15 protein-coding genes are annotated in these 13,796 nt (G+C 69.5%); all 15 read left to right on the forward strand.

The genetic code is table 11. From position 1 onward, the window contains the following. The first annotated feature begins 22 nt into the window (after positions 1-22). The 15 genes from prmC (at position 23) to IE321_RS13425 (ending at position 13,628) form a co-directional block, all read left to right on the forward strand. Entirely contained in the window at positions 23-868 is an 846-nt protein-coding gene (gene prmC / locus IE321_RS13355; protein WP_043219682.1) for a peptide chain release factor N(5)-glutamine methyltransferase, read from the forward strand. 40 nt (positions 869-908) lie between these two features. Beyond that, the gene (locus IE321_RS13360) at positions 909-1,556 is read left to right on the forward strand and encodes an L-threonylcarbamoyladenylate synthase (protein WP_043219684.1); all 648 of its coding nucleotides are present in this window, start codon (positions 909-911) and stop codon (positions 1,554-1,556) included. Beyond that, positions 1,553-2,197, forward strand: coding sequence for an arsenate reductase/protein-tyrosine-phosphatase family protein (locus tag IE321_RS13365; protein ID WP_043219686.1), 645 nt, complete (start codon positions 1,553-1,555; stop codon positions 2,195-2,197). Before IE321_RS13360 ends, IE321_RS13365 begins: the two co-directional genes overlap by 4 nt. A gap of 112 nt (positions 2,198-2,309) precedes the next feature. Next, positions 2,310-3,557 (forward strand): serine hydroxymethyltransferase, encoded by a 1,248-nt coding sequence (glyA, locus tag IE321_RS13370; protein WP_043219689.1) that lies wholly within the window; start codon positions 2,310-2,312, stop codon positions 3,555-3,557. A 108-nt stretch (positions 3,558-3,665) separates the two neighbouring features. Next, positions 3,666-4,973 (forward strand): MraY family glycosyltransferase, encoded by a 1,308-nt coding sequence (locus tag IE321_RS13375; protein ID WP_190223023.1) that lies wholly within the window; start codon positions 3,666-3,668, stop codon positions 4,971-4,973. A 285-nt stretch (positions 4,974-5,258) separates the two neighbouring features. Next, positions 5,259-5,672: a Cg1360 family ATP-synthase-associated protein gene (locus IE321_RS13380; RefSeq protein ID WP_043219692.1), complete on the forward strand. Its 414-nt coding sequence runs from the start codon at positions 5,259-5,261 to the stop codon at positions 5,670-5,672. Positions 5,673-5,897: 225 nt separating this feature from the next. Beyond that, complete coding sequence (atpB, locus tag IE321_RS13385) at positions 5,898-6,707, forward strand: F0F1 ATP synthase subunit A (protein ID WP_043219694.1); 810 nt, start codon at positions 5,898-5,900, stop codon at positions 6,705-6,707. 90 nt (positions 6,708-6,797) lie between these two features. Continuing rightward, entirely contained in the window at positions 6,798-7,028 is a 231-nt protein-coding gene (gene atpE, locus IE321_RS13390) for an ATP synthase F0 subunit C (protein WP_006346597.1), read from the forward strand. 42 nt (positions 7,029-7,070) lie between these two features. Then, positions 7,071-7,616: a F0F1 ATP synthase subunit B gene (locus tag IE321_RS13395; RefSeq protein WP_043219700.1), complete on the forward strand. Its 546-nt coding sequence runs from the start codon at positions 7,071-7,073 to the stop codon at positions 7,614-7,616. Then, positions 7,613-8,428, forward strand: a complete 816-nt coding sequence (locus tag IE321_RS13400) for a F0F1 ATP synthase subunit delta (protein ID WP_043219703.1) — start codon at positions 7,613-7,615, stop codon at positions 8,426-8,428. Before IE321_RS13395 ends, IE321_RS13400 begins: the two co-directional genes overlap by 4 nt. A 137-nt stretch (positions 8,429-8,565) precedes the next feature. Next, on the forward strand, positions 8,566-10,164 hold the full coding sequence (gene atpA, locus IE321_RS13405) for a F0F1 ATP synthase subunit alpha (RefSeq protein ID WP_043219706.1): 1,599 nt from the start codon (positions 8,566-8,568) through the stop codon (positions 10,162-10,164). 20 nt (positions 10,165-10,184) lie between these two features. Next, entirely contained in the window at positions 10,185-11,102 is a 918-nt protein-coding gene (locus IE321_RS13410; RefSeq protein ID WP_043219709.1) for a F0F1 ATP synthase subunit gamma, read from the forward strand. Next, positions 11,102-12,544, forward strand: coding sequence for a F0F1 ATP synthase subunit beta (atpD, locus tag IE321_RS13415; protein ID WP_043219711.1), 1,443 nt, complete (start codon positions 11,102-11,104; stop codon positions 12,542-12,544). Before IE321_RS13410 ends, atpD begins: the two co-directional genes overlap by 1 nt. Before the next feature lie 115 nt (positions 12,545-12,659). Next, entirely contained in the window at positions 12,660-13,034 is a 375-nt protein-coding gene (locus IE321_RS13420; RefSeq protein WP_043219713.1) for a F0F1 ATP synthase subunit epsilon, read from the forward strand. Between the two features lie 147 nt (positions 13,035-13,181). Further along, complete coding sequence (locus IE321_RS13425; RefSeq protein WP_043219714.1) at positions 13,182-13,628, forward strand: DUF2550 domain-containing protein; 447 nt, start codon at positions 13,182-13,184, stop codon at positions 13,626-13,628. The last annotated feature ends 168 nt before the right edge of the window (positions 13,629-13,796 follow it).

Here is a 13,796-nt window from a genome sequence, read left to right on the forward strand (position 1 = left end):
CCCCGCACCACGGAGGACCAGCGTGAACCTGCTGCTTGCCGAGGTGGCCCAGGCCACCCAGCGGCTGGCCGACGCCGGCGTTCCCTCACCGCGTTTCGACGCCGAGGAGCTCGCCGCGTTCGTGCACGGCGTCAAGCGGGGGGAGCTGCACAACGTCAAGGACGCCGACTTCGACGCCCGCTACTGGGAGGCCATCGCCCGCCGCGAGGCGCGCGAACCGCTCCAGCACATCACCGGCCGGGCGTTCTTCCGCTACCTGGAGCTCCAGGTCGGCCCCGGCGTCTTCGTGCCCCGCCCGGAGACCGAGTCCGTGGTGGGCTGGGCCATAGACGCCGTCCGCGCGATGGACGTCGTCGAGCCGCTGATCGTCGACCTCTGCACCGGCTCCGGCGCCATCGCCCTCGCGATGGCCCAGGAGGTGCCGCGCTCACGCGTCCACGCCGTCGAACTCTCCGACGACGCCCTCGTCTGGACCCGCAAGAACGCCGAGGGCTCCCGCGTCACCGTCCACCAGGGCGACGCGCTCACCGCGCTCCCGGAGCTCAACGGCCAGGTCGACCTCGTCATCTCCAACCCGCCCTACATCCCGCTCACCGAGTGGGAGTACGTGGCGCCCGAGGCCCGCGACCACGACCCCGAGATGGCGCTCTTCTCCGGCGAGGACGGCCTCGACACCATCCGCGGCATCGAGCGCACCGCCCACCGGCTGCTGCGCCCCGGCGGCCTCGTCGTCATCGAGCACGCGGACACCCAGGGCGGCCAGGTCCCGTGGATCTTCAACGAGGAGGCCGGCTGGTCGGACGCCGCCGACCACCCCGACCTCAACAACCGGCCGCGCTTCGCGACCGCCCGCAAGGCGATGCCGTGAGCCGGCACCGCACCACCACGACTGAGGAGGAGCGCGACTGATGGCACGCCGATACGACTGCAACGAGGCGACCGACCGCGCGACCGGCCTGCGCGAAGCCGCGTCGGCCGTGCGCCGCGGCGAGCTCGTCGTGCTCCCCACCGACACCGTGTACGGGCTCGGGGCGGACGCCTTCGGCAGCGAGGCCGTCGCGGACCTGCTCGCCGCCAAGGGCCTGGGGCGCAGCATGCCCACCCCCGTCCTCATCGGCTCCCCGAACACCCTGCACGGCCTCGTCACCGACTTCTCCGAGCAGGCGTGGGAGCTCGTCGACGCCTTCTGGCCGGGCCCGCTCACCCTCGTCGCCCGTCACCAGCCGTCCCTCCAGTGGGACCTCGGCGACACCCGCGGCACCGTCACCATCCGCATGCCGCTGCACCCGGTCGCCATCGAACTGCTCACCGAGGTCGGCCCGATGGCCGTCTCCTCGGCCAACCTCACCGGGCACCCCGCGCCGGAGGACTGCGACGCCGCCCAGCAGATGCTCGGCGACTCCGTCTCCGTCTACCTCGACGGCGGTCCGACGCCCGGCATCGTCCCCTCCTCCATCGTCGACGTCACGGGCAAGGTCCCGGTGCTGCTGCGCGAGGGCGCGCTGTCACCGGAGGAGCTCCGCAAGGTCGTACCCGACCTCGAGGTGGCCAGTTGACCGCCCCTGAGGGGCGTGGCATAGCGGGGTACGAGCACGTCGGCACCTTCCGCATCCTCCACGTCAGCACCGGCAACGTCTGCCGCTCGCCCATCACCGAGCGGCTGACCCGCCACGCCCTGGGCGAGCGCCTCGGCGAAGGGCTCGGCCGGGGCCTCATCGTGGAGAGCGCCGGCACCTGGGGCCACGAGGGCGCCCCCATGGAGACCAACGCGGAGCTGGTCCTCGCCGACTTCGGCGCCGACCACAGCGGCTTCGTCGGGCGCGAGCTCCTCGACGAGCACGTCATCCGCGCCGACCTCGTCCTCACCGCGACCCGCGACCACCGCGCGCAGGTCATCTCGATGGGCCACTCGGCCGGACTGCGCACCTTCACCCTGAAGGAGTTCACCCGCCTGGTCCGCGCCATCGACCCCGCCACCCTCCCGGACCCCCGCGACGGCGTGGTCGAACGCGCGCGCGCCCTGGTCCGCGCGGCCGCCGCTCTACGCGGGTGGCTCCTCGCCCCCTCCGCCGAAGCCGACGAGGTCAACGACCCCTACGGCGCCCCCATCACCGTCTTCCGCTCCATCGGCGACGAGATCCAGGAAGCCCTGGACCCGGTCGTCACGGCCCTGACGGGCGTCCCGACGCGGCACTGACGGACCCCCCGACGCGGCGCCGGCGGGCTGCCGGGCGCGCGTACGGCTCCGGGGGCGCGCCGGGGAGGCCGCGCCTACATTGGTGCTACGTCCCCCAGGCTCGGAGTCAGCCATGTCGGTCAGCGCGCCCCCGGAAGAGGTCCTCGACGTCCTGCGGCGGCAGGATCCGCAGATCGCCGACGTGCTGCTGGGGGAGGCGCGGCGGCAGGCCGAGACCCTCCAGCTCATCGCGGCGGAGAACTTCACCTCGCCGGCCGTGCTGGCGACGCTGGGGTCGCCGCTGGCCAACAAGTACGCCGAGGGGTATCCGGGCGCCCGGCACCACGGCGGCTGCGAGTACGCCGACGCGGCCGAGCGGATCGCCGTGGAACGGGCCACCGCGCTCTTCGGAGCCGATCATGCCAACCTCCAGCCCCACTCGGGCTCCTCGGCCGTCCTGGCGGCGTACGCGGCCCTTCTGAGGCCCGGTGACACGGTCCTCGCCATGGGCCTGGAGCACGGCGGGCACCTCACGCACGGTTCGCCCGCCAACTTCTCCGGCCGCTGGTTCGACTTCGTCCCGTACGGCGTCGACGCCGAGACCGGGCTCATCGACTACGAGCAGGTCGCCGCGCTCGCCCGCCACCACCGGCCGACGGCGATCGTGTGCGGCTCGATCTCCTACCCCCGCCACCCCGACTACGCGCTCTTCCGCGCCGTCGCCGACGAGGTCGGGGCGTACCTCATCGCCGACGCGGCCCACCCCATCGGGCTCGTCGCCGGGGGAGCGGCGCCGAACCCGGTCCCGTACGCGGACGTCGTGTGCGCCACCACCCACAAGGTGCTGCGCGGTCCGCGCGGCGGGATGCTGCTGTGCAGGGCGGAGCTGGCCGAGCGGGTCGACCGCGCGGTCTTCCCCTTCACCCAGGGCGGCGCCCAGATGCACACCATCGCGGCGAAGGCGGTCGCCCTGGGGGAGGCGTCCACTCCGGCCTTCACCGCGTACGCCCATCGTGTGGTGGAACACGCGCGGGTCCTCGCGGCCGCGCTCGCGGCCGAGGGCTTCGCGCTGACCACCGGCGGCACCGACACCCACCTCATCACCGCCGACCCCGCGCCGCTGGGCGTCGACGGGCGCACCGCCCGGGCCCGGCTGTCCGCCGCCGGTCTGGTCCTCGACACCTGCGCGCTGCCCTACGGGGACGGGCGGGGGATCCGGCTCGGCACCGCAGCCGTCACCACCCAGGGGATGGGCGCCCCGGAGATGGCCGGGATCGCCGCGCTGTTCACCGCCGCGTTGCGCGACGAACCGGAGGAGACGGCTCGGGTACGCGCCGAGGTACGGCAGCTGACCAGCAGTTTTCCCCCGTATGGACGGTGAGCGGGAAGCGGTCGCAACCGTTCCGCGCCCCCTGGTGTCTCCCACCACATGGATGGCACGGCTAGGGTGTGGGGCTGAGATGGCCAGCGATTCCTGTGGGGACAGCCCGTGCGTGATTACCTGCTGACGCTCTGTGTCACGGCCGCGGTGACCTATCTGCTGACCGGTCCGGTGCGGAAGTTCGCCATCGCGACCGGCGCGATGCCCGAGATCCGCGCGCGCGACGTGCACCGAGAACCGACTCCGCGGCTCGGTGGCATCGCCATGTTCTTCGGACTCTGCGCGGGCCTGCTCGTCGCCGACCACCTCCAGAACCTGAACAGCGTCTTCGACCAGTCGAACGAGCCGCGCGCGCTGCTCTCCGGCGCCGCCCTGATCTGGCTGATCGGCGTCCTGGACGACAAGTTCGAGCTGGACGCGCTGATCAAGCTGGGCGCGCAGATGATCTCGGCCGGCGTGATGGTGGCGCAGGGCCTGACGATCCTGTGGCTGCCGATCCCGGGCGTCGGCACGGTCGCGCTGACCCAGTGGCAGGGCACCCTGCTGACGGTCGCCCTGGTCGTCCTCACGATCAACGCGGTCAACTTCGTCGACGGTCTCGACGGTCTCGCCGCCGGCATGGTCTGCATCGCCACCGGCGCCTTCTTCCTGTACGCGTACCGCCTCTGGTACGGCTACACGATCGAGGCGGCGGCCCCGGCGACCCTCTTCGCCGCGATCCTCATGGGCATGTGCCTGGGCTTCCTGCCGCACAACATGCATCCGGCGCGGATCTTCATGGGCGACTCCGGCTCGATGCTGATCGGCCTGATCCTGGCCGCCTCCGCGATCTCGATCACCGGCCAGGTGGACCCGGACACCCTGAAGATCTTCGAGGGCTCGACCCGGCAGGCGACCCACGCGGCCCTGCCCGTCTTCATCCCGCTGATCCTGCCGCTGACCATCATCGCGATCCCGATGACCGACCTGGTGCTGGCGATCGTGCGGCGCACCTGGAAGGGCCAGTCGCCCTTCGCCGCCGACCGCGGCCACCTGCACCACCGGCTCCTGGAGATCGGCCACTCGCACAGCCGGGCCGTGCTGATCATGTACTTCTGGTCGGCGCTGATCGCCTTCGGCACGCTCGCGTACTCGGTGCACTCGACGTCCATGTGGATCGTGCTGGCCATCACCGTGCTGAGCGCCCTCGGTCTGGTGCTGCTCCTGCTGCCGCGCTTCTCGCCGCGGGCGCCCCGCTGGGCGGAGGCTGTCGTTCCGCCGCGCTACCGGCGCCGCCGGGCGGTCTTGGAGCCGGAGCCGGAGCACGAGGTCGCGGAGGACGAGCGGGTGCCGGTGCCGGCCGGGCTGCACGGGTCGACGGCCATCGGTCACCGTTCGCGCTTCTCCGACCGGAGGAAGGCCGGGACGCGGAGTTGACGTCGCGTCACTGACGGCTGACGAAAGCCTCAGCGGGGCCCAATACCAGACAAGGTGCCCCGCTGTCGCGCACAACCGCGCGTTGTAACCCTCATGTGTGACAGTTGGCACACCCCATGAGTAAAGACCTATTCAAATAGTTTGTGATACGGTTCACGAGACCCGGCGACAGTGCCGAAAGACCGTAGTGCGACGGTCTGTTGGCCCCGAGACCCACCTCGGACCGGGCTTACGCTCGTCCCTGACGACACCATCGCCCCCTCCATCAAAAGCGGAGACACCGCCATGCCTTCCAGCGACGCACGCCTCCTTCTCTCGGCCGTCGTACCCACTGCCGCCGTCGGCGCCATCGCCACGGTGATCAGCGGCATCGTCGCCGGCGGGAAGGGCGCTATCGGCGCCGTCCTCGGCACCCTGGTCGTCCTCCTCTTCATGGGCATCGGGATGCTGGTGCTGCAGCGGACGGCGAAGAAACTTCCGCAGCTGTTCCAGGCCATGGGGCTCTTGCTCTACACGACCCAGCTGCTGGTTCTGTTCGTCTTCCTGGCCTTGCTGAAGGGCACCACGGTGTTCGACTTCAAGGCCTTCGCCTTCACGCTGCTCGCGGCGACCGTGGTGTGGGTCGCGGCGCAGGCCCGTGCCTACATGAAGGCCAAGATCGCGTACGTCGAGCCCGAGAAAACGGGTTCGAAGTCGTGAAGGGTAGGGCCGGGATAAAGAGCTGTTCGGCTTCCTGCTATCGTCCGGTGCCAACTGCGGCATTGCGGGCGCGGGCATCCGAAGCGGCGCCTGTCCCAGCGCGAGGCTCGATGCCTACCCGCCGCCCCCTTATCCGTAAGACCAGTCCAGTGCCGACCCGCGGCTGTGCGCCGCGCCGACACAACGAGGTTGCCGTACCTATGCGCCACGCTGAAGGAGCCCGCGGTGAGTGCTGACCAGACGCTTGCCTTCGACCCGGATTGCCACATCTTCACCGGATGCGGCTTCCCGGCTCCGGGCCTGCACACGTTCATCTACGAGCCGATCGCGACGTGGGGCAGCTTCGAGCTGACCAAGCCCATGCTGCTCGCGGTCCTGAGCTCCGTCGTGGTGGTCGGTTTCTTCTGGGCGGCCTTCCGCAAGCCGAAGCTGGTCCCCGGCAAGATGCAGATGATCGGCGAGGCCGGCTACGACTTCGTGCGCCGCGGCATCGTCTACGAGATCATCGGCAAGAAGGACGGCGAGAAGTACGTCCCCTTCATGGTCTCCATGTTCTTCCTCGTCTGGATGATGAACCTCTGGTCGATCATCCCGCTGGCCCAGTTCCCGGTCACCTCGCTGATCGCCTTCCCGGCGGCCCTCGCGCTGATCGTCTACGTGCTCTGGGTGTCGCTGACCTTCAAGAAGCACGGCTTCGTCGGCGGCTGGAAGAACATCGTCGGCTGGGACAAGTCCCTCGGCCCGATCCTGCCGCTGGTCGTCGTCCTCGAGTTCTTCTCGAACCTGATCATCCGGCCCTTCACGCACGCGGTCCGACTGTTCGCGAACATGTTCGCCGGTCACCTGCTGATCGTGATGTTCTCGCTGGCCTCCTGGTACCTGCTCAACGGCATCGGCGTCATCTACGCCGGCACGTCCTTCGTGATGGTGCTGGTCATGACCGCCTTCGAGCTCTTCATCCAGGCCGTCCAGGCGTACGTCTTCGTCCTCCTGGCCTGCAGCTACGTCCAGGGCGCGCTCTCCGAGCACCACTGAGCCCCCTGTCACGGACCAGCTCCACCACCCACCCCGCAGTCTCCGGTGGCCAACCCCCACCGGGTCCTTGAAAGAGAAGGAAGAACCGGCATGTCCGCTCTCCAGACCCTTGCTGCTGTCGAAGGCAACGTCGCCGCCATCGGTTACGGCCTCGCCGCGATCGGCCCCGGCGTCGGCGTCGGCATCATCTTCGGTAACGGCACCCAGGCCCTCGCCCGCCAGCCCGAGGCGGCCGGCCTGATCCGTACCAACCAGATCATGGGTTTCGCCTTCTGTGAGGCGCTCGCCCTCATCGGCATCGTCATGGGCTTCGTCTACTAAGCCTGCTTCTCGACGACAGCCACATTTACGGAAGGCACTGATGTGAACGCTCTGCTTCTTGCGGCCGAGGGGGAGCCCCAGCCCCCCCTCCTCCCGCATCTTGACGAGCTCGTCATCGGCCTGATCGCCTTCGTCATCGTCTTCGGCTTCCTCGCCAAGAAGCTCCTCCCGAACATCAACAAGGTTCTGGGCGAGCGCCGCGAGGCCATCGAGGGTGGCATCGAGAAGGCCGAGTCGGCCCAGATCGAGGCTCAGAGTGTGCTGGAGCAGTACAAGGCACAGCTTGCCGAGGCCCGCCACGAGGCCGCGCGTCTCCGCCAGGAGGCGACGGAGCAGGGCACCGCGATCATCCAGGAGATGAAGGCGGAGGGCCAGCGCCAGCGCGAGGAGATCATCGCCGCCGGCCACTCGCAGATCGAGGCCGACCGCAAGGCCGCGGCCACCTCGCTGCGTCAGGACGTCGGCAAGCTCGCCACTGACCTGGCCGGCAAGCTGGTCGGCGAGTCCCTCGAGGACGCCGCCCGCCAGAGCCGCACGATCGACCGCTTCCTCGACGAGCTCGAGGAGAAGGCTGAGGCCGTCCGATGAACGGAGCGAGCCGTGAGGCACTGGCCGCCGCCCGCGAGTCCCTCGACGCACTGACCGACAACACCCCGGTCGACGCGACGAAGCTGGCGGACGAGCTGGCCGCAGTCACCGTCCTGCTGGACCGCGAGGTGTCGCTGCGCCGTGTCCTGACCGACCCCGCGCAGTCGGGTGAGGCCAAGGCCGAGCTCGCGCAGCGACTCCTGAACGGTCAGGTGGGCGGCGAGACCGTCGATCTGGTGTCCGGCATGGTCCGGTCCCGCTGGTCGCGCTCGCGCGACCTGGTCGACTCGGCCGAGGAGCTGGCGAACACCGCCGACCTCACCGCGGCCCAGAAGGCGGGAACCCTCGACGACGTCGAGGACGAGCTGTTCCGGTTCGGCCGGATCGTGTCCTCCAGCCCCGAGCTCCGCTCGGCGCTGACGGACAAGACCGCGAAGGCCACCGCGAAGGGCGAGCTGCTCCGCAGCCTGCTCGGCGGCAAGGCCCACGCCACCACCGAGCGCCTGGTCGTCCGTCTGGTGACCCAGCCCCGGGGACGTAGCCTGGAAGCGGGACTCGAGTCCCTGTCCAAGCTCGCCGCGGCGCGCCGGGACCGGATGGTCGCCGTCGTCACCTCGGCGGTGCCGCTGTCCGACCAGCAGAAGCAGCGCCTCGGCGCCGTACTGGCGAAGCTGTACGGCCGCGCGATGCACCTGAACCTGGACGTGGACCCCGCGGTCCTCGGCGGGATCTCGGTGCGGGTCGGCGACGAGGTCATCGACGGCACGGTCTCCGAGCGCCTCGGCGAGGCGAAGCGGCGGCTGGCCGGCTGACGGCTTCGGCCGCCGGCAACACAACACGCATCACAGCGGCCCGGTTGGGCCGTGCAGAGATTGCAGAAGATTCCTGGGGGTCGGCCCCCAGACCCCTTAAGAAACTTCGGGCCCAACAAGGAGAGCAGGGAACCCAGATGGCGGAGCTCACGATCCGGCCGGAGGAGATCCGGGACGCACTGGAGACCTTCGTCCAGTCGTACCAGCCGGACGCGGCCTCGCGCGAGGAGGTCGGCACGGTCAGCCTGGCCGGTGACGGCATCGCGAAGGTCGAGGGTCTTCCCTCGGCCATGGCGAACGAGCTGCTGAAGTTCGAGGACGGCACCCTCGGTCTCGCGCTGAACCTCGAAGAGCGCGAGATCGGTGCGATCGTTCTCGGTGAGTTCAGCGGCATCGAGGAGGGGCAGTCGGTGCAGCGCACCGGCGAGGTCCTCTCCGTCGGCGTCGGTGAGGGATACCTGGGTCGCGTCGTCGACCCGCTCGGCAACCCGATCGACGGTCTCGGCGAGATCGCGACCGAGGGCCGCCGCGCCCTCGAGCTGCAGGCCCCGGGCGTCATGGCCCGTAAGTCGGTGCACGAGCCGATGGAGACCGGCTACAAGGCCGTCGACGCCATGACCCCGGTCGGCCGCGGCCAGCGTCAGCTGGTCATCGGCGACCGTCAGACCGGCAAGACCGCGCTGTGCGTCGACACGATCATCAACCAGCGCGACAACTGGCGCTCGGGCGACGTGAACAAGCAGGTCCGCTGCATCTACGTCGCCGTCGGCCAGAAGGGCTCCACCATCGCGTCCGTGCGCGGCGCCCTGGAGGAGGCCGGCGCGCTCGAGTACACGACGATCGTCGCCGCCCCCGCGTCCGACCCGGCCGGCTTCAAGTACCTCGCCCCGTACACCGGCTCGGCCATCGGTCAGCACTGGATGTACGAGGGCAAGCACGTCCTCATCGTCTTCGACGACCTGTCGAAGCAGGCCGACGCCTACCGCGCCGTGTCCCTGCTGCTGCGCCGCCCGCCGGGCCGCGAGGCGTACCCGGGTGACGTCTTCTACCTGCACTCGCGTCTCCTCGAGCGCTGCGCCAAGCTCTCGGACGAGCTCGGTGCCGGTTCGATGACCGGTCTGCCGATCGTCGAGACCAAGGCGAACGACGTCTCGGCGTTCATCCCGACCAACGTCATCTCCATCACCGACGGCCAGTGCTTCCTGGAGTCCGACCTGTTCAACGCCGGCCAGCGCCCGGCCCTGAACGTCGGTATCTCGGTCTCCCGTGTCGGTGGCTCCGCCCAGCACCCGGCCATGAAGCAGATCGCCGGTCGCCTCCGCGTGGACCTCGCCCAGTTCCGTGAGCTGGAGGCCTTCGCGGCCTTCGGTTCCGACCTGGACGCGGCCTCGAAGGCGCAGCTGGAGCGCGGTCAGCGGATGGTCGAGCTGCTCAAGCAGGCTCAGTACCAGCCGATGCCGACCGAGAACCAGGTCGTCTCCGTCTGGGCCGGCACCACCGGCAAGATGGACGACGTCCCGGTCGCCGACATTCGTCGCTTCGAGGCCGAGCTCCTGGCGTACCTCCGCCAGAACCACTCGGGTCTCATGACCTCCATCCGTGAGGGCAAGAAGATGTCGGACGACACCCTGACGTCCGTCGCCGACGCCATCGCGGAGTTCAAGAAGCAGTTCGAGACCTCTGACGGCAAGCTGCTCGGCGAGGACGCCCCTGCCGCCGTCAACGTCTCGAAGTGACGACGGAAGGGACCTGACTCATGGGAGCGCAGCTCCGGGTCTACAAGCGTCGCATCAAATCCGTCACCGCGACGAAGAAGATCACCAAGGCGATGGAGATGATCGCCGCCTCGCGCGTGGTCAAGGCTCAGCGCAAGGTGCAGTCCTCGACCCCGTACGCCACCGAGCTCACCCGCGCGGTGACCGCGGTGGCCACGGGTGCGAACGACAAGCACCCGCTGACGACCGAGGCCGAGAACCCGACCCGTGCCGCGGTTCTGCTCCTCTCGAGCGACCGCGGTCTGGCCGGCGCCTTCAACTCCAACGCCATCAAGGCGGCGGAGCAGCTCATCAAGCGGCTGGAGGGTGCGGGTCGCGAGGTCGACGTCTACGTCGTCGGCCGCCGCGGCATCGCGCACTTCAACTTCCGTGAGCGCAAGCTGGCCGGCACGTGGGCCGGCTTCACGGACGAGCCGTCGTACGCGGACGCCAAGAAGATCGGCGAGCCGCTGATCGAGGCGATCGAGAAGGCCACGGCCGAGGGTGGTGTGGACGAGCTCCACATCGTCTACACCGAGTTCGTCTCGATGATGACGCAGACGGCGGTCGAGGCCCGGCTGCTGCCCCTCAGCCTCGACGAGGTGGCGAAGGAGGCCGGCGAGTCGGACACGCTCCGTCCGCTGTACGACTTCGAGCCGTCGGCGGAGGACGTCCTGGACGCCCTTCTGCCGCGCTACGTCGAGAGCCGGATCTACAACGCGCTGCTCCAGTCGTCGGCGTCGAAGCACGCCGCGACGCGGCGCGCGATGAAGTCGGCGACCGACAACGCGGGAGACTTGATCAACAACCTCTCCCGACTTGCCAACGCGGCCCGCCAGGCCGAAATCACCCAGGAAATCAGCGAGATCGTCGGTGGCACCGCAGCCCTGGCCGACGCGACCGCGGGGAGTGACAAGTAATGACGACCACTGTTGAGACGGCCGCCGCCACGGGCCGCGTCGCCCGGGTCATCGGCCCGGTCGTCGACGTGGAGTTCCCCGTCGACGCGATGCCGGAGATCTACAACGCCCTGCACGTCCAGGTCGCCGACCCGGCCGAGGAGGGCGCGCTCAAGACGCTGACCCTCGAGGTCGCGCAGCACCTGGGTGACGGCGTCGTCCGCACCATCTCGATGCAGCCCACCGACGGCCTGGTCCGCCAGGCCCCCGTGGTCGACACCGGCGACGGCATCACGGTGCCCGTCGGCGACGTCACCAAGGGTCGCGTGTTCAACACGCTGGGCCAGATCCTGAACGAGCCCGAGGCGGAGTCGGAGGTCGGCGAGCGCTGGTCCATCCACCGCAAGGCCCCGGCGTTCGCGGACCTCGAGTCGAAGACCGAGATGTTCGAGACCGGCCTGAAGGTCGTCGACCTTCTCACCCCGTACGTCAAGGGTGGAAAGATCGGTCTGTTCGGTGGTGCCGGTGTCGGCAAGACCGTTCTGATCCAGGAAATGATCATGCGTGTGGCCAAGCTGCACGAGGGCGTTTCCGTCTTCGCCGGCGTCGGCGAGCGCACCCGTGAGGGCAACGACCTCATCGCGGAAATGGAAGAGTCCGGCGTTCTGGACAAGACCGCCCTGGTCTTCGGCCAGATGGACGAGCCCCCGGGCACCCGTCTCCGTGTGGCCCTCGCCGGTCTGACCATGGCGGAGTACTTCCGCGATGTGCAGAAGCAGGACGTGCTGTTCTTCATCGACAACATCTTCCGCTTCACCCAGGCCGGTTCCGAGGTGTCGACCCTGCTCGGCCGTATGCCCTCCGCGGTGGGTTACCAGCCGAACCTGGCCGACGAGATGGGTCTCCTCCAGGAGCGCATCACCTCGACCCGTGGTCACTCGATCACCTCGATGCAGGCGATCTACGTCCCCGCCGACGACCTCACCGACCCGGCGCCGGCGACCACCTTCGCCCACCTCGACGCGACGACGGTTCTCTCCCGTCCGATCTCCGAGAAGGGCATCTACCCGGCCGTGGACCCGCTGGACTCCACGTCCCGGATCCTGGACCCGCGCTACATCGCGCAGGACCACTACGACGCCGCCATGCGCGTCAAGGGCATCCTGCAGAAGTACAAGGACCTCCAGGACATCATCGCGATCCTCGGTATCGACGAGCTCAGCGAGGAGGACAAGCTCGTCGTGCACCGTGCGCGTCGTGTCGAGCGCTTCCTGTCGCAGAACACCCACGCCGCCAAGCAGTTCACCGGTGTGGACGGTTCGGACGTCCCGCTCGACGAGTCGATCACCGCGTTCAACGCGATCTGCGACGGCGAGTTCGACCACTTCCCGGAGCAGGCGTTCTTCATGTGCGGTGGTCTTGAGGACCTCAAGAACAACGCCAAGGAGCTCGGCGTCTCCTGAGCCCCGTGCTCGCCCGAGAGGGGGCGGGAGCCGTTCCCGTCCCCCTCTCCACGCCCCGTAGAATTGATCCCAACACCCGGCAGCACTGTCGGGTCGTGACCCGAGGAGCCCACCCTTGGCTGCTGAGCTGCACGTCGAGCTGGTCGCCGCGGACCGGAGTGTCTGGTCCGGCGAGGCCACCCTGGTCATCGCGCGTACCACCTCCGGCGACATCGGCGTCATGCCCGGTCACCAGCCGCTGCTCGGTGTGCTGGAGTCGGGCCCGGTGACCATCCGTACGAGCGAGGGCGCCACCGTCGTGGCCGCCGTCCACGGCGGTTTCATCTCCTTCGCGGACGACAAGCTGTCGCTCCTCGCGGAGATCGCCGAGCTGGCGGACGAGATCGACGCCCAGCGTGCCGAGCGCGCGCTGGAGCGTGCCAAGTCGGACGAGGACGGCGCCGCCGAGCGTCGCGCCGAGGTCCGGCTGCGCGCGGTAGCGGTCCGCTAGCGGACCCGCGACCGAAGAGTAGTGCCCTCAGCCGCGGCACGGCTGGAATGTTCCAGACCGTGCCGCGGCTGAGGCGATGCAGATGCAGGTTGTATTCGGTGAGGCCGGCGGCGCCGGTCACGGGACGCAGCGAGGAGGTCGGTGAAGATGTTCCTCGCGCTGTTCGTGTGCGGCCTGGTCGTCGCACTGGTGGTGATCGGGCTCTTCGTCTTCGGCTTGCGCCGCAGGCTGATCCAGCGGGCCGGCGGCACCTTCGACTGTTCCCTGCGCTGGGACGTCCCGGAGGAGCCGGACCTCTCCGGCAAGGGCTGGGTGTACGGCGTCGCCCGGTACAGCGGTGACGAGATCGCCTGGTTCCGGGTCTTCTCGTACGCGCCCCGGCCGCGCCGCTTCCTGGAGCGCTCGGCCATCGTGGCCCTGGAGCGCCGGATGCCGGAGGGCGAGGAGGAGCTGGCGCTGCTCTCGGACTCGGTGATCCAGCCCTGCATGTACAACGGCGTCCGGCTGGAGCTCGCGATGAGCGAGGACGCCCGGACGGGCTTCATGGCCTGGCTGGAGGCGGCGCCTCCGGGCCAGCGGGTGAACGTCGCGTAGGACGGTCCCGTCCGCACGGAAGCGGGGGACGGTGTGCTGCACCGTCCCCCGCTTCTTCGTGCCGGTGACCGTTAGCTCAGGCCGCCGTTGATCGCGGAGACCAGCTCGCCGTTGGTGGTGTCACCGCTGAACTCCCAGAAGAAGGCTCCGCCGAGGCCCTGGTTCTTG

Source organism: Streptomyces hydrogenans, from assembly GCF_014656075.1.
Classification (GTDB): Bacteria; Actinomycetota; Actinomycetes; order Streptomycetales; family Streptomycetaceae; genus Streptomyces; species Streptomyces hydrogenans.